General features: G+C 60.1%; 22 protein-coding genes. 6 read left to right on the top strand and 16 right to left on the bottom strand.

Annotation, left to right across the window (positions count from 1 at the left end):
* Positions 1-13: 13 nt before the first annotated feature.
* The 9 genes from benB to GKN89_RS04585 form a co-directional block, all read right to left on the bottom strand.
* On the bottom strand, positions 14-511 hold the full coding sequence (gene benB / locus GKN89_RS04625) for a benzoate 1,2-dioxygenase small subunit (RefSeq protein WP_063918582.1): 498 nt from the start codon (positions 509-511) through the stop codon (positions 14-16).
* The gene (locus tag GKN89_RS04620) at positions 508-1,884 is read right to left on the bottom strand and encodes a Rieske 2Fe-2S domain-containing protein (RefSeq protein WP_154746428.1); all 1,377 of its coding nucleotides are present in this window, start codon (positions 1,882-1,884) and stop codon (positions 508-510) included. Before GKN89_RS04620 ends, benB begins: the two co-directional genes overlap by 4 nt.
* Before the next feature lie 87 nt (positions 1,885-1,971).
* Positions 1,972-2,901 (bottom strand): catechol 1,2-dioxygenase, encoded by a 930-nt coding sequence (catA, locus tag GKN89_RS04615; RefSeq protein WP_154746427.1) that lies wholly within the window; start codon positions 2,899-2,901, stop codon positions 1,972-1,974.
* Between the two features lie 83 nt (positions 2,902-2,984).
* Positions 2,985-3,275 carry a muconolactone Delta-isomerase gene (gene catC, locus GKN89_RS04610; protein WP_063918580.1) on the bottom strand — a complete coding sequence of 97 codons (291 nt, stop codon included), beginning with the start codon at positions 3,273-3,275 and terminating at the stop codon, positions 2,985-2,987.
* 17 nt (positions 3,276-3,292) lie between these two features.
* A complete protein-coding gene (locus tag GKN89_RS04605; RefSeq protein WP_154746426.1) occupies positions 3,293-4,408 on the bottom strand; it encodes a muconate cycloisomerase family protein in 1,116 nt (371 codons plus the stop codon).
* A gap of 3 nt (positions 4,409-4,411) precedes the next feature.
* Complete coding sequence (pcaD, locus tag GKN89_RS04600; protein WP_063918578.1) at positions 4,412-5,173, bottom strand: 3-oxoadipate enol-lactonase; 762 nt, start codon at positions 5,171-5,173, stop codon at positions 4,412-4,414.
* A gap of 8 nt (positions 5,174-5,181) precedes the next feature.
* Positions 5,182-6,384, bottom strand: coding sequence for a 3-oxoadipyl-CoA thiolase (pcaF, locus tag GKN89_RS04595; protein WP_154746425.1), 1,203 nt, complete (start codon positions 6,382-6,384; stop codon positions 5,182-5,184).
* Entirely contained in the window at positions 6,362-7,042 is a 681-nt protein-coding gene (locus tag GKN89_RS04590; protein ID WP_154746424.1) for a 3-oxoacid CoA-transferase subunit B, read from the bottom strand. The genes pcaF and GKN89_RS04590 overlap by 23 nt, the downstream gene beginning before the upstream one ends.
* Positions 7,043-7,052: 10 nt before the next feature.
* Entirely contained in the window at positions 7,053-7,739 is a 687-nt protein-coding gene (locus tag GKN89_RS04585) for a 3-oxoacid CoA-transferase subunit A (protein WP_015378315.1), read from the bottom strand.
* 243 nt (positions 7,740-7,982) lie between these two features.
* Here GKN89_RS04585 and GKN89_RS04580 point away from each other — a divergent pair, with 243 nt between their 5' ends.
* Positions 7,983-8,816: an IclR family transcriptional regulator C-terminal domain-containing protein gene (locus GKN89_RS04580; RefSeq protein WP_015378314.1), complete on the top strand. Its 834-nt coding sequence runs from the start codon at positions 7,983-7,985 to the stop codon at positions 8,814-8,816.
* A 10-nt stretch (positions 8,817-8,826) separates the two neighbouring features.
* On the opposite strand, the gene GKN89_RS04575 is transcribed toward GKN89_RS04580, so the two are convergent.
* The 4 genes from GKN89_RS04575 to GKN89_RS04560 all read right to left on the bottom strand — a co-directional run bounded on the left by GKN89_RS04575 (position 8,827) and on the right by GKN89_RS04560 (position 12,381).
* Complete coding sequence (locus GKN89_RS04575) at positions 8,827-9,789, bottom strand: Dyp-type peroxidase (protein WP_154746423.1); 963 nt, start codon at positions 9,787-9,789, stop codon at positions 8,827-8,829.
* Between the two features lie 34 nt (positions 9,790-9,823).
* Positions 9,824-10,741 (bottom strand): bestrophin family protein, encoded by a 918-nt coding sequence (locus tag GKN89_RS04570; protein ID WP_154746422.1) that lies wholly within the window; start codon positions 10,739-10,741, stop codon positions 9,824-9,826.
* 58 nt (positions 10,742-10,799) lie between these two features.
* Positions 10,800-11,642: a formate dehydrogenase accessory sulfurtransferase FdhD gene (fdhD, locus tag GKN89_RS04565; protein WP_154746421.1), complete on the bottom strand. Its 843-nt coding sequence runs from the start codon at positions 11,640-11,642 to the stop codon at positions 10,800-10,802.
* A 121-nt stretch (positions 11,643-11,763) separates the two neighbouring features.
* On the bottom strand, positions 11,764-12,381 hold the full coding sequence (locus GKN89_RS04560) for a TetR/AcrR family transcriptional regulator (protein WP_230328917.1): 618 nt from the start codon (positions 12,379-12,381) through the stop codon (positions 11,764-11,766).
* Positions 12,382-12,481: 100 nt separating this feature from the next.
* On the opposite strand from GKN89_RS04560, the gene GKN89_RS04555 reads away from it, so the two are divergent.
* From GKN89_RS04555 to umuC, 3 genes are all read left to right on the top strand, one after another.
* Positions 12,482-13,432 (top strand): alpha/beta hydrolase, encoded by a 951-nt coding sequence (locus GKN89_RS04555; protein ID WP_154746419.1) that lies wholly within the window; start codon positions 12,482-12,484, stop codon positions 13,430-13,432.
* Between the two features lie 406 nt (positions 13,433-13,838).
* A complete protein-coding gene (gene umuD / locus GKN89_RS04550) occupies positions 13,839-14,273 on the top strand; it encodes a translesion error-prone DNA polymerase V autoproteolytic subunit (protein ID WP_154746418.1) in 435 nt (144 codons plus the stop codon).
* Positions 14,274-14,275: 2 nt separating this feature from the next.
* Entirely contained in the window at positions 14,276-15,592 is a 1,317-nt protein-coding gene (gene umuC / locus GKN89_RS04545; protein WP_154746417.1) for a translesion error-prone DNA polymerase V subunit UmuC, read from the top strand.
* Positions 15,593-15,619: 27 nt separating this feature from the next.
* Here the strand turns inward: umuC and aceE are convergent, their stop codons facing one another.
* The gene (gene aceE / locus GKN89_RS04540) at positions 15,620-18,295 is read right to left on the bottom strand and encodes a pyruvate dehydrogenase (acetyl-transferring), homodimeric type (protein ID WP_154746416.1); all 2,676 of its coding nucleotides are present in this window, start codon (positions 18,293-18,295) and stop codon (positions 15,620-15,622) included.
* Between the two features lie 154 nt (positions 18,296-18,449).
* On the opposite strand from aceE, the gene GKN89_RS04535 reads away from it, so the two are divergent.
* Entirely contained in the window at positions 18,450-18,887 is a 438-nt protein-coding gene (locus tag GKN89_RS04535; protein WP_015378305.1) for a MarR family winged helix-turn-helix transcriptional regulator, read from the top strand.
* On the opposite strand, the gene GKN89_RS04530 is transcribed toward GKN89_RS04535, so the two are convergent.
* Positions 18,888-19,967 (bottom strand): pyruvate dehydrogenase (lipoamide), encoded by a 1,080-nt coding sequence (locus GKN89_RS04530; protein ID WP_154746415.1) that lies wholly within the window; start codon positions 19,965-19,967, stop codon positions 18,888-18,890.
* A 305-nt stretch (positions 19,968-20,272) separates the two neighbouring features.
* Here GKN89_RS04530 and GKN89_RS24505 point away from each other — a divergent pair, with 305 nt between their 5' ends.
* Positions 20,273-21,622 carry a colicin-like pore-forming protein gene (locus GKN89_RS24505; RefSeq protein ID WP_021505755.1) on the top strand — a complete coding sequence of 450 codons (1,350 nt, stop codon included), beginning with the start codon at positions 20,273-20,275 and terminating at the stop codon, positions 21,620-21,622.
* Positions 21,623-21,674: 52 nt separating this feature from the next.
* Here GKN89_RS24505 and GKN89_RS04520 read toward each other — a convergent pair whose 3' ends face one another.
* Positions 21,675-22,091: an RbsD/FucU domain-containing protein gene (locus GKN89_RS04520; protein WP_019453017.1), complete on the bottom strand. Its 417-nt coding sequence runs from the start codon at positions 22,089-22,091 to the stop codon at positions 21,675-21,677.
* Between the last annotated feature and the right edge of the window lie 25 nt (positions 22,092-22,116).

Genomic DNA, 22,116 nt, shown 5'->3' with positions numbered 1-22,116 from the left:
CTCACCTCCTGCATTAAAGATGATAAATATCAATTACATGATTGATATAGTCATTATCCAGACGAATTTTCTTGCGCTTAATTTGTAGCGCCTCCCCGCTAAGATCTATCCACAGTCGGGTTGAGCCGAAATAGGTGTCCGTGTGGTTGTAGCGGTGATAGAAGGTGGCCCAGTGGTAGTTCACCTCGGCCTGTTCCGCACCGGACGATAACAGCTCCACGTTGCTGATAAGATGCACCGTGCGCGGCTCCGGCATGCTGCTGGCGGCTGAGCGTTCGGTTTTTATGCGGTAAACGCGGTCTTCCAGGCCTTCGCGATTGGCGTAATAAATCAGCGAAATCTCGCTGTGAGGGTCCGTCGTCTGGCGATCGTCGTCAGCCCAGGCCGGCATCCAATATTCGACCTGCGGATGGTAACAGGCCAGCCAGTCATCCCACTGCCGGTCATCCAGTAGGCGTGCTTCGCGGTACAGGAACTGTTCCACCCGCTGTTGCAGGTTAAATGTGCTCATTGCGCCACCTCGTCGCGTCGTTGCTGGCGCTCCAGCTGGCGCAGCAGAATGTTTTGCCAATGATGATGCTGGCTGAGATACAGGGCCTCATCTTCCGGGCGCGGACCGGTCATGTCAGGTACGATCCCCAGCGCTTTGGCATTGTCGTCAGCCTGGCCCTCCAGCCAGCGGGTAGCGCCGCGGCTCAGATCGCTCCAGGGCATGTTGCCGGCGTTGAACCCGAGCTGGCAGGCGCGGAATTCCTCCAGATCGTCCGGCGTACCCATGCCGCTGACGTTGAAGAAATCCTCATACTGGCGAATGCGCAAGGCTCGCTCGTCGGCGTTTTCGCCCTTCGGCGCAAAGCAGAATACGGTCACTTCGGTTTTATTGACGGCAATCGGGCGCACTACGCGCAACTGGCTGGAAAGCTGGTCCATGATGTACAGATTGGGGTAAAGGCACAGGTTGCGGGTTTGGTTCACCATCAGGTCGGCACGGTGTGCGCCGAAGGCGTCGTTCAAACGGGTGAAGTGCCGATAAATGGGGCGGGACTCCGGGTTCAGCACCCGGGTCCACAACAGCAGATGACCATTCTTGAAGCCGTAGGCGCCACCGTCGTTTTTTGACGACCAGCAGTTGGCGTCCATGGTTTGGGTGCCGCTGGCGGCATCCCGATGCGCCATGGTGGAGACATAGTTCCAGTGCACCACGCTGACGTGGTAACCGTCCGCACCATTCTCCATCTGCAGCTTCCAGTTGCCGTCGAAGGTGTAGGAGGATGAGCCACGCAGAACTTCCAGCCCGCTCTCAGCCTGATCGACGATGAGATCGAGGATCTGTCGCGTTTCACCCAGATAGTCCTCCAGCGGTTGCACCTCATCGCTCAGGCTGCCGAACAGAAATCCGCGATAAGATTCAAAACGCGGCAGCTGTTTCAAATCGTGTGAGCCGTCCCGCTTGAAACAGGGGGGATAGGCGCCGGTTTTCTCGTCCTTGGCTTTCAGCAGGTTGCCGGCGTTATTGAAGGTCCAGCCGTGGAAGGGGCAGGTGAAGGTACTTTTATTGCCGGCCTTGCGGCTGGCCAACATTGCGCCCCGATGCGAGCAGCTATTGATCATGGCATGCAGCTGCATGTCTTTGTCGCGCGTGATCATCACCGGCTGACGCCCAACGGTGAGCGTGTAATAATCGCCTGAGTCGGCGATTTGGCTTTCATGCGCCAGATAAATCCAATTGCCTTCGAAAATGGCTTTCATTTCCAATTCAAACAGCGCCTCATCGGTAAAAATACCGCGGTTGCACTGATATATGCCATTTTCTTTATCAATGATTAAAGCATGATTTATTTTTTCTTTCAGCTTGGATATTGTCGGGTTCAATAATGAGTGCATATTCATGGCCTCATATAAAAGGGATTGACGGGCAATCAATAGCCGATTGCCCGTTATTGGCGTCGCTATTCTCTCGTGCGAAAAAGATTAATCTTGCAGCGCGCGGGGACGGTTTATTCTGTTTTGTTCGATGCGGTCCGCAGCGGCATAAAGCGTGAAATCAAACTGCACTTCGGTATGCGGGCCGGGCAGATCGCGTTTTGCCGCCAGCGCCGAATCGGTGATTTTCACCGGGGTGGCGATCAGCTCATCGCGGGTAGCGAAAGCAAAGTCATCCCACAGATAGCGGTCGCCATTGAGGTTGATTTGCGTCGTCAGGTGTTTATGCGCCGGTGCGGAGACGAAGAAATGAATATGTGCAGGGCGGTTGCCGTGGCGCCCCAGTCGATTAAGCAAAGCCTGAGTGGGCCCATCGGGCGGGCAGCCGTAGCCCGACGGCACGATGCTGCGCGCCGCGTAGCGGCCATCGGCGTGGGTGGTTATCCGCCGGCGCAGGTTGAAGCCGCTCTGCGATTTATCGAAGAAAGAGTAGTTGCCCAACGTGTTGGCGTGCCAAATATCGACCACCGCCCCCGCCAGCGGCTTGCCGTCGGCGCCTTTGACCTGGCCGTGCAGCCACATCACCTCGCCGTCGTCGTCGCCGTCGTCCATCCGCGCGAAGCCGGCGCTCAGTGGCGCATTGGCCACATACAGCGGCCCCTCGATGGTGCGTGGCGTACCGCCGCTCAGCCCTTGTTGACGTTCGCGCTCGTCGTCGCGCAGATCGAGGTAGTGTTCCAGCCCCAAGCCGGCGGCCAGGAGCGCCGCCTCTTGGTGTTCGCCCAAGACGTGCAGATAGTTGATCGCCTGCCAGAATTCCTCAGGGGAAATATCATAGCGATCGATGAGCTGACAAATATCGCCCAGCAGATGATGCATGATTTTTTTGAAACGCGGATCACCATTGTCATTAGTAAAACCGCTGCTGATTTCCAGCAGTTTGATAATGTCTTGACGTTGATTGAAGGAAATAGACATTGTGAATTCCTCATTGCTTATAATGTAGGTTATACAGAGAACAGGAATTAACAGCTAACCTTGCGGGTTATTATCCCGGTGTTTTATTTGTCATCGTCGCGGATCGATGACGGGTGTCGGCATAACGCCGTTACGCGAATTTTCATATAAGGGTAAAGCGGCAGGGCGAATAACAGCTCGTGCAGCTCGGCATTGCTTTCCACATCGAAAATGCTGACGTTGGCGTAGCTACCGGCTACGCGCCAAAGATGTCGCCATTTTCCGCTCGCCTGCAGGGTTTGCGAATACGCTTTTTCGCGCGCTTTTATTTCGTCGGCGAGCGCTTTAGGCATATCGAGCGGTAATTTCACGACCATTTCAACTTTGAACAGCATGGCGTAGTACCTCGTGGTTATTTGCGGCGGTAAAAGCGCAGTTTGTCTTCATCGATATCGAGCCCCAGGCCAGGGCCTGACGGTAGACTGACGTGACCGTTGGCGAAACGCAGCGGCGTGGTGACCACGTCGTCTTTCAGCAACAGCGGGCCGAACATCTCGCTGCCCCAATCCAGCTTCAGCGTCGACCAGGCGTGCAGCGAGGCGACGGTGCCCAGCGTGCCTTCCAGCATGGTGCCGCCATAGACGCCGACTCCGGCGGCCTGTGCGACCTGTGCCAGTTTCAGCGCCTGCGCCGGGCCGCCGGCCTTGGCTATCTTCAGCGCGTAGGCGCCGGTAAAGCCGCCCGCAGCCAATGCATAACCGTCGTGAGCGTCGGCCACCGCCTCGTCGGCCAGGATCGGCAGAGTGAAGCGCTGACTGAGGCGGATTAACGCCGTGCGATCCCATTGCGGCACCGGCTGTTCGACCAGATCGATGCCGATCTGCTGCAGCGCCGCCATTCCGCGTACGGCGGTGGCGGCATCCCAGGCCTGGTTAACATCGACGCGAATGCTGATCTCCGGTCCCAGCGCTTGCTTGATCGCCAGGGTGTGGTGCAGATCTTCCTCCAGCGGCCGGGCGCCGATCTTCAACTTGAAGGCGCGATGACGGTCTTCCGCCAACAGGCGTTGCCCTTCGATGATGTCTTGCTGCGTATCGCCGCTGGCCAGCGTCCACAGCACCGGCAGAGTGTTGCTGAGCGCGCCGCCGAGCAGGGTGCTGACCGGTAGGCCGAGGCGTTTGCCCTGGGCATCGAGAAAGGCGGTTTCCAGTGCCGACTTGGCAAAGGTATTGCCCTGGACCTGGCCATTCATCAACGCAACCAGCGGCGCCAGACCGCTGAAGCTTTTGCCGCTCAGCAGCGGCGCGAGGTAGCCGTCGATCGCCGACTTGATCCCCTCCGGGCTTTGCGGGCCGTAGCTCAGCCCGCCGATAGTGGTGGCTTCCCCCCAGCCGATCAGGCCGTCGGCGCAGGTCATGCGCACCAGCGTCAGCGTTTGGCAGCCCATAGTGGCCATCGACAATTTGTGTGGCCGAATAGTGGGGATATCCACCAGCCAGCTGTCGATGCGTTCAATGCGAAGTTCCATGTTTCATTCCTTTTCAGTAAGAAACTCGACAACGCAGCGGTTGAAGAGATCCGGACAGGCGATGTTGGAAATATGCGATGCCGGCAACCGCCGCAGGTCGGCGAGTGGCGCATTGGCGACTAAAAACTCGGCGTCCGCCACCGTCGTGACCGGATCTTGCTCACCGGCAATCACCCGCATCGGCCGCGTCATCGAGGCGACCTCGGCGCGCAGGTCGGCCCGCGCCAGCGCCTCGCAGCAGGCGGCGTATCCCTGTGGATTACCGGCTGCCAGCGCCGCCACCAGCGCCGCCACCTGCTCGGGGTGGCGTTGCGCGAATGCCACGCAGAACCAGCGCGCGGGGGAGGCGGCGGCGATCGGCGCCAACCCGTGTTCCCGTACCTGCTGCGCGCGTTGTCGCCAGCCTTCGGCGTCGCCGATGCGGGCGGCGGTATTGGCGACCACCAGCCGGCCGATGCGCTCGGGGTGATAACGACTGAGCCAGAGCCCGGTCAATCCTCCCATCGAAATGCCGCAAAAATGGGCGTTCGGCGCATCCAAATGGTCGAGCAGGGTGATGACGTCTTCAGCCAACTGCTGCAGTTGCAGTGGCGCTTTCGCCAACGGGGTGGCTCCGTGGCCGCGCTGGTTGTAACGCAATAGGCGAAAGCGTTCGGTCAGCGCCGCCAACTGCGGTTGCCACATCTCGAAAGTGGTGCCCAGCGAGTTGGACAGCACCAGCAGCGGTGCGTCGGCCGGGCCGTCGAGACGATATTCAATATCCATGATTGACCTCATACCCGTTCGATAATCAGCGCAATGCCCTGACCGACGCCGATGCACATGGTGCACAGCCCGTAGCGCCCGCGCGTTTTCCTCAATTGCCAGGCGGCGTTCATCACCAGCCTGCCACCGGAGGCGCCCAAAGGATGGCCGAGCGCAATCGCGCCGCCGTTCGGGTTCACCTGCGGCGCATCGTCGCGCAGTCCCAGCTCGCGGGTCACCGCCAGCGCTTGCGCGGCGAAGGCTTCGTTCAGTTCGATCACGTCCATCTGTTCGAGGGTCAGGCCGGCAATATGCAACACTTTGCGCACCGCCGCCGCCGGGGCAAATCCCATGATCGCCGGTTCGATGCCGGTGACAGCGCTGGCCACGATGCGCGCCATGGGCTGCAGGCCATGGCGCGCCATGCTGCGCTCCCCGGCCAGCAGCAGCGCACAGGCACCGTCGTTCAGGCCGGATGCGTTGCCGGCCGTGATGCTGCCCTGCGGGGCGACCACCGGCCTGAGTTTTTCCAGTGCGGCTAAGGTGGTGGCGCGCGGATGTTCGTCCTGGCTGAAGGTCAACGGCTCGCCCTTCTTCTGCGGGATAAGCACCTCGATCAGTTGGTCGCTGTAAAAGCCGCTTTCCTGCGCGGTGGCGGTGCGTTGCTGGCTGCGCAGGGCGAAGGCGTCCTGATCGCGACGGCTGATGTCGAATTGCGACGCCACGTTTTCGGCGGTCTGTGGCATCGTGTCCACGCCATACAGCGCCTGCATTTGCGGGTTGATAAAACGCCAGCCCATGGTGGTATCTTCAATCTTCATCGCGCGGCTGAAGGCGCTTTCCGCCTTGCCCATCACATACGGCGCCCGCGACATGCTTTCCACGCCGCCGGCGATCATCAGCCCGCTCTCGCCGGTTTTGATGGCGCGCGCCGCAGCCGCCACCGCATCCAGGCTGGAGCCGCACAGGCGATTGATGGTGCAGCCGGGCACCTGCACCGGCAGACCGGCGAGCAGAAGCGCCATGCGCGCGACGTTGCGGTTGTCTTCCCCCGCCTGATTGGCGCAGCCGAGCAGCACGTCATCCACCTGGTTCCAGTCGAGCGTCGGATGACGTGCCTGCAGGGCTTTCAGCGGCAGAGCGGCCAAATCGTCAGCGCGTATGCCGGCCAGGCTGCCGTTGAGGCGACCGAAGGGCGTGCGGACGGCGTCACACAGATAAGCTGGATTCATGGCGCGGTTCCCCGTGTTGAAGGGTGAAAGTCAGTGCGACCGGGGTGACCTCCTGCAGCTGTTGCGGAGTCAGGCCGGCAAATATTTCGCGCACCACCAGTCCCTGGTGGGTGACATCCATCACCGCCAGATCGCTGTAAATGCGGTCGATGCAGCCGACGCCGGTCAACGGATAGCTGCATTGGCGGACGATTTTGCATTCACCCGTTTTGGTCAGGTGTTCGGTCATCACAAACACCTGGCGTGCGCCGATCGCCAGATCCATCGCGCCGCCGACCGCCGGAATCGCCCCCGGTGCGCCAGTGCTCCAGTTCGCCAAATCGCCGCGTTCGGAGACCTGATAGGCGCCCAGCACGCAAATATCCAGATGGCCGCCGCGCATCATGGCGAAAGAGTCGCCGTGGTGGAAAAAGCAGCCGCCTTTCAGCAGCGTAACCGGTTGTTTGCCGGCATTGATCAATTCCGGGTCCTCTTCGCCCGGCGTCGGCGCCGGGCCCATGCCGAGAATGCCGTTTTCGCTGTGCAGGAAGATCTCTTTATCGGCGGGCAGGTAGTTGGCGATCTGAGTAGGTATGCCGATGCCCAGATTGACGTAGGCGCCTTCGGGAATATCGCGCGCGATGCGCTCAGCCAGCTGTTGATGGGTCAGTTTGCTCATGATGCGCTCCTTAAGCCGAAAGCCGTGCTGCACGGGGAGAAGAGGGCACCAGGCGTTGTACGAAGATGCCGGGCGTGATGATGTTCTCCGGATCCAGTTCGCCCAACGGCACCATATGGTTGACTTCGACGATGGTGCAGTTGGCGGCCATCGCCATAATCGGCCCGAAGTTGCGTCCGGTTTTGTCATAGCGGAGGTTGCCCCAACGGTCGGCTTGTTCTGCCTTGATCAGCGCGAAGTCGGCCTTCAGCGGCAGTTCGAAAACATATCGGCGGCCGTCGATCTCGCGGGTTTCCTTCCCTTCCGCCAATTGGGTGCCATAGCCGGTTGGGGTATAGAAACCGCCGAGCCCGGCGCCGGCGGCCTGGATGCGCGCCGCCAGATTGCCTTGCGGAACCAGCTCCAGCTCCAACTCGCCACGGCGGTAGAGGTCGTCAAACACCCAAGAATCAGCCTGCCGCGGAAAAGAACACACTACTTTGCGCACACAGCCGGCCTTCAGCAGAGCCGCCAGACCAAAATCGCCGTTGCCGGCATTGTTGCTGATCAGCGTAAGCGCGCGTGGCCGGTGACGGATCAGAGCATCCAACAGTGCGTAGGGTTGCCCGGCCGGGCCGAATCCCCCAACCATAAGGGTGGCGCCATCCGGAATATCTGCGACGGCGGCGTCTGCGGACGCCATGCTTTTATCGATCATCAGTTCTCCTCAAGGCTCGGTTAGGACGTTGCGCCAACAAATAGCGGGTTTGAAATTAGCCTAGAGGATGAAAAAAACATCATCAAGTGCGAATATCAGAACATTGTGCGATTATCGATACATTGAGGGTTTAGGTCTGCATTTTGTGATGCAGGCAGCTAAATCGGCATCGGATGCGATACGCAGGGCTTTACTGCCGTATTGAGCGTGTAAATTGAGTGCAGATACTAATGGGAGGCCTGAATGAGTGAAGTTCCTGAATTTGGCACTGAAGAACTGCGTCGCCTGCAGGAGATCGGTGATTTAAGCAACGACCAGTACAAGGGCGACCCTAATTTTATGGCCTCGCTGGCCAGAGGGCTGGAGGTGTTGCAGGCCTTCAAGCCGCAATATTCGCAGATGTCGGTGTCCGAGATCAGTCAACAAACCGGCATTCCGCGCGCGGCGGTGCGCCGTTGTTTGTATACCCTAAGAGCGCTGGGATTCGTGCATTGTCCCGATGGGCGCCACTATCGTTTGCTGCCGCGCGTGTTGACTATTGGCCACGCTTATCTTTCCTCCTCCGAGCTGGCGAAGGCGGCGCAAAACTCGCTGGACTATCTCAGCAAATTGCTTAATGAATCCTGCTCGGTGGCGACGCTGGACGGCGATAACATTTTGTATATCGCCCGCGCCTCGGTTAAACGCATCATGACTATCGATCTGGGGCGCGGCAGCCGTCTGCCGGCTTATGCGACGTCGATGGGGCTGGTGTTGCTCAGCGCGCTGGACGAGGGAGAACTGGAGGATTATCTGTCGCGGGTCACTTTCGAACCGCTGACCGAGTTTACCGTCACCAGTGCGGAGCAGCTGCAGGAACAGTTGGCCAGGGTACGCAGGCAGGGGTATGCCATCAACGATCAACAGCTGGAGATCGGCCTGCGTTCCATTGCGGTGCCGATGCATTCACGTAAAGGCGGGGTTGTGGCGGCGATGAACGTTGGCGTCAATGCGTCGCAGATCTCGGCGGCGGAGCTGCGCGAACGAGTGCTGCCGCAGCTGCAGCGCACGGCGATGGAGCTGGCGCTGCTGCTGTAGGGCGAGCGGATTAATGCAGTTCGGCGCCGCTGCGGTCGGCCAGCGCTTCCAACAGCGGGGCGGAAGGCACGAAGAACAGAGTGCCGGTCACCGCGTGGCTGAAATCGAGCAGCCGATCGTAGTTGCCGGCCGGGCGGCCGATGAACATGTTTTCCAGCATCTGCTCGATCGGCTGCGGAGAGCGCGCGTAGCCGATAAAGTAGGTGCCGAATTCGCGCAGGCCGGGGCGGCCGAACGGCATGTTGTCGCGCAGGATCTTCACCTCGTTGCCTTGCTCGTCAGTGATGGTGGTCAGAGAACTGTGCGACGACGACGGTTTGACCGCTTCATCCAGCTCGATGTTGGATTGTTTGTGGCGGCCGATGATCTTCTCCTGCGTCTCCACGCTGAGCGAGTTCCAGCCCTGCATGTCATGCAGGTATTTTTGCACCAGTACATAGCTGCCGCCGCTGAACGCCGCGTCTTCGTCGCCGATCACCGTGTAGTCGAAGGCCTCGTGCCCCTCCGGGTTTTCCGTGCCGTCGACGAAGCCGATCATGGCGCGCTGATCGAAGTAACGGAAGCCGTGCACCTCCTCGATTACCGTTACGGCGTCGCCGAGCTTGCCGATCAGCTGAGAGGCCAGTTCGAAACACAGATCCATTTCATCGGCGCGGATATGCAGCAGGATGTCGCCGGGCGTGGCGACCGCGACGCGCTCCCCGCTGCCGATCGGGCTGAACGGGTGCAGCTGGCGAGGGCGCGGCGCGCCGAACAGCGTATCCCAGGCTTCGGAGCCGAAGCCGCAGACGCAGGTGAGATTGCCCGCCGGCGCGCGTTTGCCGACCGAACGCACTACGGCGGCGATATCGCCGCACCAGGCGCGCACCGCCGCCAGCTGGGCGGGAACCGGCGACAGGGTGGCGACGATGAAGATGGCATGGCGCGTTACCGGCGTGAATACGGCTTGCGGCGAAGTGTTATTTGCATTCATTGCATTCGGCTCCAGTGTGTTCGGGTGAAAGAGATCAGATCAAATTAAAGTGCTCGTCGGGTTTCATCGGCGGCGGCAGCGGGCTTTGGTCGTTCATTTCCAGCAGGTTGCGCTCGATGGTATTACAGATGGCGTTTAACGGCAGATGGTTGGCCGACACGCCGAACGGATCTTCCAGCTCTTCGGCCAGTGAGTCCCAGGATAAGAAGGTATAGGAAATGAACACCGAAACAAATGGTGTCATGTAATGCAGGTCGGTTACCAGGGCGAAAGGCAGCAGGCTGCAGAACAGGTAAACGGTGCGCTGCAGGATTAGCGTATAGGCGAACGGCACCGGGGTGCTCGCGAGCCGTTCACAGCCGCCGAGGGCGTGGGACAGCTCGCTCAGCTTGTTGTCGAGCAGCTCGAAGGTGATGTCGCTCAGCAGGCCCTGATGGCGCAGTTTGCCGATCTCCTGACCCAGCATCAGCAGAATGCGGTTGGTCGGCATCGGGCTGGCGATCACTTCGGCCAGCTCCTTGCTGTTGAGATTGTGGTACAGATCGGCGGTCGGATCGGTGGCGCGCAGCTGATGTTTCAGACTCCAGCTGAAAGCGATCAGCAGCTTGGCGACCTTTTGCTGCACCGCCGGTTCATCCGGCAGCAGGCTTTTGATCTGACGCAGCAGGGAGCGCTCGGTAATCAGCAGCGAACCCCACAGGTTGCGCGCTTCGACAAAGCGGCTATAGCCGGCGTTATTGCGAAAGCCGAGAAAGATGGCGATGGCGATGCCCAGTAGGCTGAACGGTGCGATGGTTAAATGCACGCCGAGCTGCTCGTACCATTGGTAGCTGATCACCGCCACTATCGACATCAGCACGTTCAGCGACAGGCGAAAGGTGATCTTTGACAGCACGGAACCGTGCCAGGCGAACAGGCGAAAAAACCAGTTCTGGTTCGGGCGAATTATCATGACGTTGGCGCTTCCTGGTGTCCTGCTATTGAGAATAGTCGATTCTTATCCGGCGGCGTTATGCCGTCGTCGTCGATTGCCAGAGCCGCTGCGGATGCGTATAGACGGTGGCGCGTCCCGGCTTGCTGAACCCCACCAGCGTCAGGTTGCTGCGTTCGGCCACCTCCACCGCCAGGCGGGTGGCGGCGGAAACGGCGAACAGGATCTCGACGCCGCACATGGCGGATTTTTGCACCATTTCATAGCTGGCGCGGCTCGAGACCAGCGCTGCGCCTTGCCACCATGCCTGTTGGCTGCGGTAGCCCAGCAGCTTGTCGAGCGCCACGTGGCGGCCGACGTCTTCGCATCCGCCGCTGAGCGCGCCGTCCGGTTGGATCCAGGCCGCCGCATGGGTGCAGCCGGTCAGTTTCCCTACCGTTTGCACCCCTTGCAGCTGCGCCAACGCCCGGTCGAGCAGAGCCAAATCGAAGCGTTGCGTGAAGGGCAGCGGCGCGATGGGTTGAGCGACCTCCTGCAGCTGTTCCACCCCGCAGACGCCGCAGCCGGTGCGGCCGGCCAGGCTGCGGCGCTTCTCTTTCAGCTGCATAAAGCGGCGGCTCGAGAGCTCCACATGCACTTCGATGCCGTTGCAGGCCGACTGTTGACGAATGTCGTAGATATCGTCGGGGGAGGCGATGATGCCTTCGGACAGCGAAAAACCGATGGCGAAGGCCGCCAGGTCTTTCGGCGTCGCCATCATCACTACGTGGGAAATGCCGTTGTACACCAGGGCGACCGGCACTTCTTCCGCCAGCCAGTCTTGTTGCGCCTGAGCCAGATCGTTGCGCTGCCAGACTGCGTGGCGCGACAGGCAGGCCGAGTCGGCATCGCCGGGTTCGTCGAGAATCAAATGCTTGTTCATGATGGTTTCGCGGCGCCGGCGGATACAGCGCCGGCGTCAGATAGAGTCTGATGAGTGATAGCCGATTTTATCATAGATGGCGTGCTTGAACAGGGCGAAACGGGGCGTCTTTGCCACCGCCTTACGGCGCGGCGCGCCACTGCCCGAGATAGCTCGTGACCGCCCGCGTCGCCTCGCGGCAAATGGCCGGCGAAACGGTGCCTTCCCGCGCATAGCCGTATTTCATGCAGGCGAACGCCAATTCTATGGCGATCAAGACGACGTCGGGATCTGACGGCAGCGCATCAAGTTCGGGCAGCTCGCGCACTTTGGCACGGAACATCTCGCCGATCGTCAGGTTCTTGGCGGCGTGCGCCTCTTGCTCCGGTTCAGTGAACGCGCCGCTCAGCAGCAGGACGCTCGCCGCCGGATGCGCGTTGTAGTAGCGGGCGGTGGCCGCCACGGCGGCATTCACCCAATCGTGCAGAGTGCCGGCGCTCTCGAGCTCCGCTTCACGCAGCGCCTGCGCCAGTTGCGCCATATGCGTCTGCGCCAAATGTGAAAACAGCGCGTACTTGTCCGGGAAGAACGGGTAGATCGCGGCGCGCGGCACATCGGCCGCTTCCGCCAGAGCGGGAATGGAGGTTTTTTCCGGCCCGAGGGTGGCGACCATCTGTTCGGCGGCGCTCAGCACTTTGGCCATGCGCGCCGCCGCGCGTTCCTGAACCGGCACGCGCACATTTTTTTTTGCTTGCGGCATCGCTTTTTCCGACATAAGTTGTATTTTAATGATCCGACATTTGTTGGATTATACTGAAATTGAACCCGTCAACCAAGCGCCATAACACCAGAGGTTTCGTATGGAGAATTACGCCAATCAATCTCACTGGCAGGAGATTCAACGATTCCTGCCGGAAAATTTTCGGCTGCGGCCGGGGGAAGAACCGACCGAGGTGTGGTGGCCCTGGCGGCAGCACCGTATTCATCTGGACTGCTATCGCCGCCCGGAGGCGCCGGTGAAAGTGATCCTGTTTCATGGGGTCGGCACCAACGGCCGACAGATGTCGACCATCCTGGGAGCGCCGCTGGCGCGCCGGGGGATAGAGACGATCGCCGTCGACATGCCGGGGTACGGAATGACGCAGATGGGCGGCCAACGGCGGCGCGTGCGTTACGACGACTGGGTGCAGATCGGCAGCGATCTGATCGACGCGGAACGGGCGAAGGATGCGCGGCCGATTGTGCTGTACGGCCTGAGCGCCGGCGGGATGGAGACTTACCACGTGGCGGCGTTGAACCGGCAGGTGAAAGGCATTGTCGGCATGACGTTTCTCGATCAGCGTGAACAGCAGGTGCGCGACGAGACGGCATTGAATCTGTTGATGAGCCGCCTGGGCATTCCGTTGGCGCGACTGATGGCCGCCACGCCGCTGGCGGGTATGGCGATGCCGATGGCGCTGGCGAGCAAGATGCATGCGCTGGTCAATGACAAGGCGGCGCTCAAGGCGTGCCTGGCGGACAACACCTCGGCGGGAGCCTGGGTGACGATGCGGTTTTTGGCCTCGTACGCGGAGTATGCACCCGCCATTGAACCGGAAGCGTTCGACGTTTGCCCGGTTCTGTTGACGCAACCGGCGCAGGATCGCTGGACGCCGTTGCACCTGAGTGAACTGTTTCTGCGGCGCATTCGGCGGGTGCCGGTGACCACCGTGATGCTCGAGAACGCCGGGCATTATCCCCTCGAGCAGCCGGGCCTCGATCAGATGGTTGAAGCGGTGCATCGTTTTTGCCTGGCCGCGGCGGAGCGGTGAGGCGATGGCGCATGTTCTGAAGACGCCACTGCAGCTCAGCATGTTATCCACAGTTTTAGTGGATAACGTGTGTGCAAGGCAGAGTGAAACCGTTAGCAGGCGTAAAAAAAAATCGCTCAGAAAATTATTATATTACGCGTCAAACTGTGTTCTGACGGGGGATAGGGGGGTTNGACAATCCCTCACTCATCCTGCCCATCGATACGCCAACGGGCTGAGTGCTGCATTATCCACAGTTTTGGTGGGTATCATGTGTGCAAACACACGTGAAGAACGCCAAAAGTTGCAGGAAAAATCACTCAGAAAATTATTATATTACACGGCAAAGTGCGATCCGCCGGGGGATTAGGGGTTGCACGCGTTCGCGTTTTGTTTATGCTTTACTGTATAAATATACAGTTTGGTTATGAATATGCTGAGCACTTCAAGGTTGTATGCTTTTTCACCAGGTGAGCCCCTGACGTTACCGCTGTTTGCCGATCGTGTGGCCTGCGGCTTCCCTTCACCGGCGCAGGACTATGTCGAGAGCCGGCTGGATATCGGCGAGCTGCTGGTGCGCCATCCTAACGCCACCTATTTCGTGCGCGCCAGCGGCGAATCGATGATCGACGGCAATATTCGGGATGGCGATCTGCTGATCGTCGACAGCGCCCTGACGCCAGAGCACGGCAATATCGTGATCGCCGCGGTGGACGGCGAATTCACCGTCAAAAAACTGCAGCGCCGGCCCGACGTGCGGCTGTTGCCGATGAATCCCGCCTACGCGCCTATCGTGTTCGACGACGAAGCGCAGCTGGAGATCTTCGGCGTGGTGACCTTTATCGTCTACGCGGCACTGTAGCCATGTTCGCCCTGGTAGACGTCAATAGCTTCTACGCTTCCTGCGAAACCATCTTCCGACCCGACCTGCAAGGGCGGCCGGTGATCGTACTGTCCAACAACGACGGCTGTGTGATCGCCCGCAACGCCGAGGCGAAGGCGCTGGGCGTGCCGATGGGCGCGCCTTATTTCAAGATCAAAGAGGAGATGCGCCGCCGTAACGTCGCGGTGTTCTCCTCCAACTACGCGCTGTACGCCGATATGTCCCGCCGGGTGATGGACACGCTGGAGGAGATGGCGCCGGCGGTGGAGATTTATTCGCTGGACGAAGCCTTTCTGCGGCTGGACGGCGTGGCGCACTGCGAGGCGCTGGAACCGTTCGGTCATCGGGTGCGCGATCGCATCCGGCGCGAGCTGCATTTGACGGTCGGGGTCGGCATTGCACCGAGTAAAACGCTGGCCAAGTTGGCTAACTTTGCCTCCAAGAAATGGCGGGGGACCGGCGGCGTGGTGGACTTGTCCGATCCGGCGCGCCAGCGCAAGCTGCTGGCGTTAATCCCGGTGGAGGAGGTGTGGGGCGTGGGCCGCCGCCTGACCCGTCAGCTGCAGGCGATGGGCATTCACACCGCGCTGCAGCTGGCGGACTGCGATACCCGGCTGGCGCGTAAAACCTTCAGCGTGGTGCTGGAGCGCACGATACGAGAGCTGCGCGGCGAGTCATGCCTGCAATGGGAGGATGAAGCGGCGGCCAAAGAGCAGATCATCTGTTCCCGTTCGTTCGGCCAGCGCCTGACGCATTACCCGCACATGCGCGAGGCGATCTGCAGCTACGCCGAACGCGCCGCCGAGAAGCTGCGGCAGGAAAAGCGCTACTGTCGCAATGTGTCGGTGTTTATCAAAACCAGCCCGCATTCGGCGGGCGAAGGGTATTACAGCAATATGGGCACCGCCCGGCTGCAAACGCCGAGCAACGACAGCCGTGACATTATCGCCATGGCGGTGCGTGCGCTGGAGAGCATCTGGCTGGAAGGGCGACGCTACTTGAAGGGCGGCGTGGTGCTGGGGGATTTCAGCGCCGCCGCCATGGCGCAGATCGACCTGTTCGACGACTGTCCGCCGCGCCGCAACGGCAGTCAGCTGATGGCGACCATCGATCGTCTGAATCAGGAGGGGCGCGGGCGTGTGTGGTTCGCCGGGCAGGGGATCGTCAAGCCGTGGCAAATGAAGCGCGAAATGCTGTCGCCGGCTTACACCACCCGGCTGGCGGATATCCCGCTGGTGCGGTTGGGGGAGCGGGAGCCGCGTGATGCCGAGCCGAAGGCGGAAAAACGCCGCGGGTGACAGCCGGCGGCGTGAGTAGGCTATGCGTTACTTCACCGCTGCCGGATCCGGCTTATCGGGGGCGATGCCATACAGCACCATGGCGCGGTTGACCTCGCTGCGGGCGATACGGCCTTCGTCAGCCAGCAGTTTCAACGCGGCGAGCGCGATGAAATGGCGGTTGACCTCGAAGAACTCACGTAGCGCCTCGCGGGTGTCCGAGCGGCCAAAGCCATCGGTGCCCAAGGTGATAAAGGCGCGGTCCGGCAAGAACGGTTTGATCTGATCGCCGACGATCTTCATATAGTCCGTCGCCACCACCACCGGGCCAGGATGCGCCGCCAGCAGACTCTGTATATAAGGGACTTTCGGCGGGTCTTCCGGGTGCAGCAGGTTCCAGCGTTCGGCCGCCATGCCGTTACGGCGCAGTTCGCTCAGGCTGGTGGCACTCCAGATATCGCTGGCGACGCCAAAGTCCTCGGCCAACAGCGCCGCCGCCGCCAGCGCCTCGCGCATGATGGCGCCGCTGGCGACCAGCTGAGCGCGCGGGCTCTCTTGGTTTGCCGTTTCGTTCTGTTTGAGCAAATAGGCGCCCTGGATAATCCCGTCCTCCACGCCCGCCGGCATCGGCGGCTGCGGGTATCCTTCGTTGAGCAAGGTGATGTAGTAGTAAATATCCTCTTGTTCAACGAACATCCTGCGCATGCCGCTCTGAACGATCGCTGCGAGTTCATAGGCATAGGTCGGATCGTAGGAGACGCAGCTGGGAATGACGGAAGACAGCACGTGGCTGTGGCCGTCGTCATGCTGCAAGCCTTCGCCCATCAGGGTGGTTCTGCCGGAGGTGGCGCCGAGCAGGAAGCCCTTGGTGCGCGCGTCTGCCGCTGCCCAGGCGAGATCGCCCACCCGCTGCAGCCCGAACATGGAGTAAAAGATATAGAACGGGATTGTCGCGACATCGTGGTTGCTGTAGGCGGTGCCGGCGGCGATCCAGGTCGATATCGCGCCGGATTCGTTGATGCCTTCCTGCAAAATCTGGCCGTCTTTGGCCTCTTTGTAGTAGCTGAGCTGCCCGGCGTCTTGCGGGGTATACAGCTGGCCGAGCCAGGAATGGATGCCAATCTGGCGGAACAGGCCTTCCATGCCGAACGTGCGCGATTCGTCCGGCACGATGGGCACAATCAGTTTGCCGATGTTGGCGTCTTTGAGCAGCGTGCCGAGGATATTGACGAAAGCCATGGTGGTCGACATGTTGCGTTCGCCGCTGCCCTTCAGCAGGCCGTCGAAGCGCGATAGTTCCGGTATCGCCAGCGGAGCGGATTGGCCGAAGCGGGCAGGGATGTAGCCGCCCAGCGCAGTGCGCGTCGCGGTGATGTACTTCGCCGCCGCGCTGTCGGGTTCAGGCTTCAGGTAAGGGATCTCTGCCAGTTGGGCGTCGGAGATTGTCAGCCCTAAACGGTCGCGGAAGGCTTTCACCGCATCCTGGCTCATTTTTTTCAGCTGGTGGTTGATGTTCTGCCCTTCACCGGCTTCCCCCATGCCAAACCCTTTGACGGTTTTGGCCAGCACCACCGTCGGTCTGCCCGTGGTATGCACCGCCTGATGGTAGGCGGCGTACACCTTTTGCGGATCGTGGCCGCCACGGTGCAGCGCCCAGATCTCATCGTCGCTCAGGTCGGCGACCAGCTCGAGCAATTCCGGGTACTTGCCGAAGAAATGCTCCCGCACATAGGCGCCGCTTTGCGATTTGAAGGTCTGGTAATCGCCGTCGACGCACTCCATCATCCGCTGCATCAGCAGTCCGGAGCGGTCTTTTTGCAGCAGTTTGTCCCAGCCGCTGCCCCAGATCACCTTGATTACCTGCCAGCCGGCGGCTTTGAAGGTGCCCTCCAGTTCCTGAATGATCTTGCCGTTGCCGCGCACGGGGCCATCCAGCCGCTGCAGGTTACAGTTCACGACGAAGATCAGGTTATCGAGTTTTTCTCGTCCGCCCAGCGCAATCGCCGCCAGCGATTCCGGTTGATCCATCTCGCCGTCGCCGAGGAACGCCCACACCTTTCTTCCCTGGTGAGGTTTCAGCTCGCGGTATTCCAGATAACGCATGTAGCGCGCCTGGTAGGCGGCGGTCAGCGGCCCCAGCCCCATCGAAACGGTGGGATATTGCCAGAAATCCGGCATCAGCCGCGGGTGCGGGTAGGAGGAGAGGCCACGGTGCGCGGATTCGCGACGAAAGTTGTCGAGCAGCTCCTCGTCGATGCGGCCTTCGAGATAGGCACGGCCATAAATACCGGGGGCGGAGTGGCCCTGGATATACACCATGTCGCCGGCGAAATCATCGGTGCGCCCACGGAAGAAGTGCATGAATCCCACATCGTAAAGCACTGCGGCCGACTGGTAGGTGGCGATATGCCCGCCAACGTTGGAATGTTTGCCGGCGCGCAGCACCATCGCCATGGCGTTCCAGCGAATAAATGCATTGATGCGCGCTTCAGCGGCCAGATCGCCGGGATACGTCGGCTGCTTATAAGCCGGAATGGTGTTCACGTAGGGCGTGGTGACCAGGCTGAAGAAATCGCCGTGTTTTCGCTGATCGGCTTCGGCCATTTTCTCCAGTAAAAAATGCGCGCGCTCACGGCCATCGATATCGGTGACGCCTTCAAATGCCTCAAGCCATTCAGCCGTCTCTTGCGGGTCAAGATCTGCTTTAACCACGGGTTGGTTCATAAAAGCTCCAAATGTACTTACCTGATAAGGCGCTGAGCGATACAGGGGTTTATTGAATTGCAAGTGCAAGAGTTGCAAATGCAACAATGGCGAAAGCCACTCTATCCCTTTACAATTGCAATTGCAACTCACCGCTTTTGACGAGAAAAATGACATGACAGATAAACAACCCGACCTGTGGTTCTCCTTTGTGCGCGCGCATCGGGCGATGATCAGAAAGATAGAGGCGAAGTTGTCGGAGGCGGGGCTGCCGGTTTACGCCTGGTATGACGTGTTATGGGGATTGGAAAGCGGGGAAAACGGCACACGCCGCATGCATGAGCTGGCGGACGTGTTGGTGATTGAGCGTTACAACCTGACCCGCCTGATGGATCGCCTGGAAAAAGAGCGGCTGGTCACGCGTTTTCGATCGGATGACGATCGCCGGGCCTCCTTCGCGACTATCACCGAGGAAGGCAAGGCCCTGCGGAAAAAGATGTGGGAGATCTACCGCACGGTGGTCAACACCCATTTTCTCAACCAGTTCAGCGAAGAAGAGATCGCACGCTTCTCCGACGCGTTGGACAACGCGATGCAGCTGGCCAGAGAGTGATCAGGCAGCGGGTGTGATGTGCAGAACGCGCAGCGCATCGGCGATCAGCGCCGAAGGGATTTTCTGCTCGTCGGCCAGCAGTTTGAGGGCGCAGAGCGCAATCCATTCCGCCTGCGGGTAGTGGATTTCGCCGCGCACCCGTGAATCTGAGCCCACCGCGGCAAAGCGGGCGGGAATGAATCGCTTGAGCTGATTGGCAATCAGGTGCGAGTAGTCGGTGACGGCGACGACGGGGGCATTCCCGGCACCCAGGCACGTTTTCAGATGGCATTTGCCGCCGCTGTCCTGGCGCTGCATGTCGGCGAGTTCGGCGTCCTGCGCCAACCGCGTGTAGCTGGGGCAGCTCCAGATTTCAGACGCAATCCCCCAGTTTTTCAATACCTCGGCCGCCTGCTGAACGCGGGCGAGCGCACGGCCGGCGCCGCACAGACGAACCTGCAACGGTGAGTCTGCCGCGGTGGCGACGCGATACATTCCCCTGAACGCCTGTTCTGCGACAAACGGCTCCCCTGAAGAGAGGGGGCCATTGTCTGCGTTGGTCGCGAGATACACCATCTTTCTCGTTCCCTCCAGATAGAGCGCGCGCAGGGCGTGATGGAGTATCGCGCCGGTTTCTCTGGCATTGGCCGGATCGAAAGGCAACCAGCCCGGCATGGCCGTGAGCTGAAGCGGGAACCAGGCCTGAACGCCTTTCGGCAAATCGGCACTGCCGGTATCTGCATCGCTGATGAAAATCCCCTTGCGATTGGTTTCCGGCTCAAGCCCGCGGAGCATGTCCACCGAGGGCGTGTTGACGAAGTAAAACAGCGGCTTCTCATAACGCTCTGATTGATGGCCAAACCAGAGCGGCCAGGCGGTGGCGTAGCGGGAAATCGGCGGCTCGGCGCGCCTTCTGCCGTCGATAAGCCAGATGTCGCCGCTGGCGTTGAGTTCGCCCAGAGTTTGCGCCGTCCAGGCGCTGGCAGAAGGGCGCGAAGCGCCGGCTTTTTGGCTGGCGGAGGTCATCTTGCGGATACAGGCTTCGGCCAGGGTTTGGGTTCTGGCCGAGGCGGCGGGCAGTGTTATACGTTGAGGCGACATGCGGAGCATTCTCTTTAAGTTGCAAGTGCGATGATTGTAATTGCAATTCATGGTATGTGCCAATGACTTCTGAACAGGTCGCAGCCATCCAGGTGTGTCCCGCGGCGATATATTCAGGTTCTGCAGACGCGATCCTATTTGTTTCACCGACCAGACAGCCGCCATCCGTTGTCCTTATTTCTGCAGTTTTTTATAAATGACGGGCAGCTAAAAACGGTTTGCCGATAGGGATAATGCGCGTGTCAATCCGCGTTAAACGAGAATATCGGCATCTTAAAAATAAAACGAAATAAGGATGAAAGCATATGCCTGGATTTAATTATGGCGGTAAAGGAGATGGGACTAACTGGAGTTCTGAACGCGGTACGGGCCCTGAGCCAGGGGGCGGCGATAAAGGCCATTCCGGCGATCGCGATCGCGGCGGCGCCGGCGTTGGCAACAGCCCGGAACAGCAACAGATAGCGGCGATCCAAAACGATCCGGCGCTGCGCATGAAGCTGGAGGCGGTGATTAAGGCGGCGCGCAGAATTAACCCGGATGCGAAATTGCATATTGAAAGCGTCAGCCCATCCGGCACGCTGAGCCTTTCCGCCACCGGTTTGACGGCCGAGCAGGCGAAGCACATTGGCCTGGGGGGGCTGGTGATGGGGGTCAACGCCAAGGGGGTGACAGTGGCGATCGGGGATATCGAAACCGGCCATGCGCGCAAGCCCTCAACTCCTGGCAAAGGCGGCAACAATGGCCTGAATGCCGGGCAGATCGGCGCCTCTTCGTTAGGCAGTTTCGTGACAGACTCGCATCGCGATCGGCCCGTCAGCGGCTGGCATGGCAACGGCAAAACCGGCGAATTCTCGACGACCCGCACGACCGGGAGTTACTACGGTTTTCATCATTTGAAGGTGGAAAAGCAAGACGGAGTGGCGACCTACAACCTCTACTATAAGGCCAATAAGAACCGGCCCGCGTTTATCGCCGTGGTGAGAGGGGATAACCTGAATGCCATGGAGGTGAAATATGCCAACGGCAAACCGGTAAAATCGCCCGGCTCGGTAAAAACGATCGTTAAGGAATTCGTCGAATATCAAAATGCGGAATTAAAAGCCATCAAGGATGGCGTCAGCCTGGCCGCAGGTATCAATAAAGATATCGCGGAAAAGATAGGCGCGAAATACGCCAAACTCGCCAAGGATTTGGAGGCGGGAATACAAGGAAAATATATCCGCAACGTGCAAGATGCGGAGAAAACCTACGAGCAATTGACGAAGGGCCTGAACAAAAAACTCAAGGCGCAGGACAAAGCGGCGATTGTCACCTGGCTGAAAATGATCGATGCGGAACAGTATGCCCGCAATGCGCGGGTATTGGGCAAGGTCTTCACCGGGGTGGATTGGGCGATCAAAGGCGCGGATCTGGTAAACGCCGCGATTGAAGGTTTCTCAACCGGCAACTGGAAAGCGTTCCGCAACCAGCTCGAAGCGCTCGGGTTGTCGATCGGCGCAGGGTATACGCTTTCCGCTATCGCCGCGTTTTTCGCGCCGACGCTGGTGTCGTCGACGGTGGGCATTTTCGCCTTCGCTTACCTGTTTGGCTGGGCCACCAGCTATATCGATGCGGAACGTGCGGGGGAGCTGGAGAAGTGGGTCGCTGACCTGTAACGGCATGAGGGGGCTGGCCCCCTCATTTTACCCCTCACACCCTCTACCTCTTTCACACCACCGGCGCCACTGTCAGCAGCAGATTGGCGAAACGGCGCTGTTCGCCGGAGGCGATCACCAGCAGCGTTCGATCCGATTTGACCGCGGCGTAAAACGCCTCGCGCGGCAGGTGTTCGACCGGGCAATGAGCCGGTAGCAGCTGCCGGTATTCGGCTTCGATGGTGTTGGTGAAGTCCGGCGGGCAGGCCATCAGCGCAGCGCTTTCCACGTTGATGCAGGCCAGCAGTTTTTCCAGGATCGGCGGGGCGGCGAGGGTGCCGGGCGCCAGGTTCAGATAGACCACGGTGGCGTCTTTCGGCGCGTGGGTCACGCAGGCGTAGTTGCCGTCGGCGATCAGCACCTGGGTTTTATGCCCGCATTGCGCCAGCGCGGCGAGCAGCGGCGGGTGGGTGATGGCGGATTTGATCATAAAGCGATACCTGAATAGGGGGCGG

This window comes from Serratia sp. YC16 (assembly GCF_009707615.1).
Classification (GTDB): domain Bacteria; phylum Pseudomonadota; class Gammaproteobacteria; order Enterobacterales; family Enterobacteriaceae; genus Serratia; species Serratia surfactantfaciens.
The sequence above is the reverse complement of the archived record's forward strand: the minus strand, read 5'-3'. Positions and strand labels throughout refer to the sequence as shown.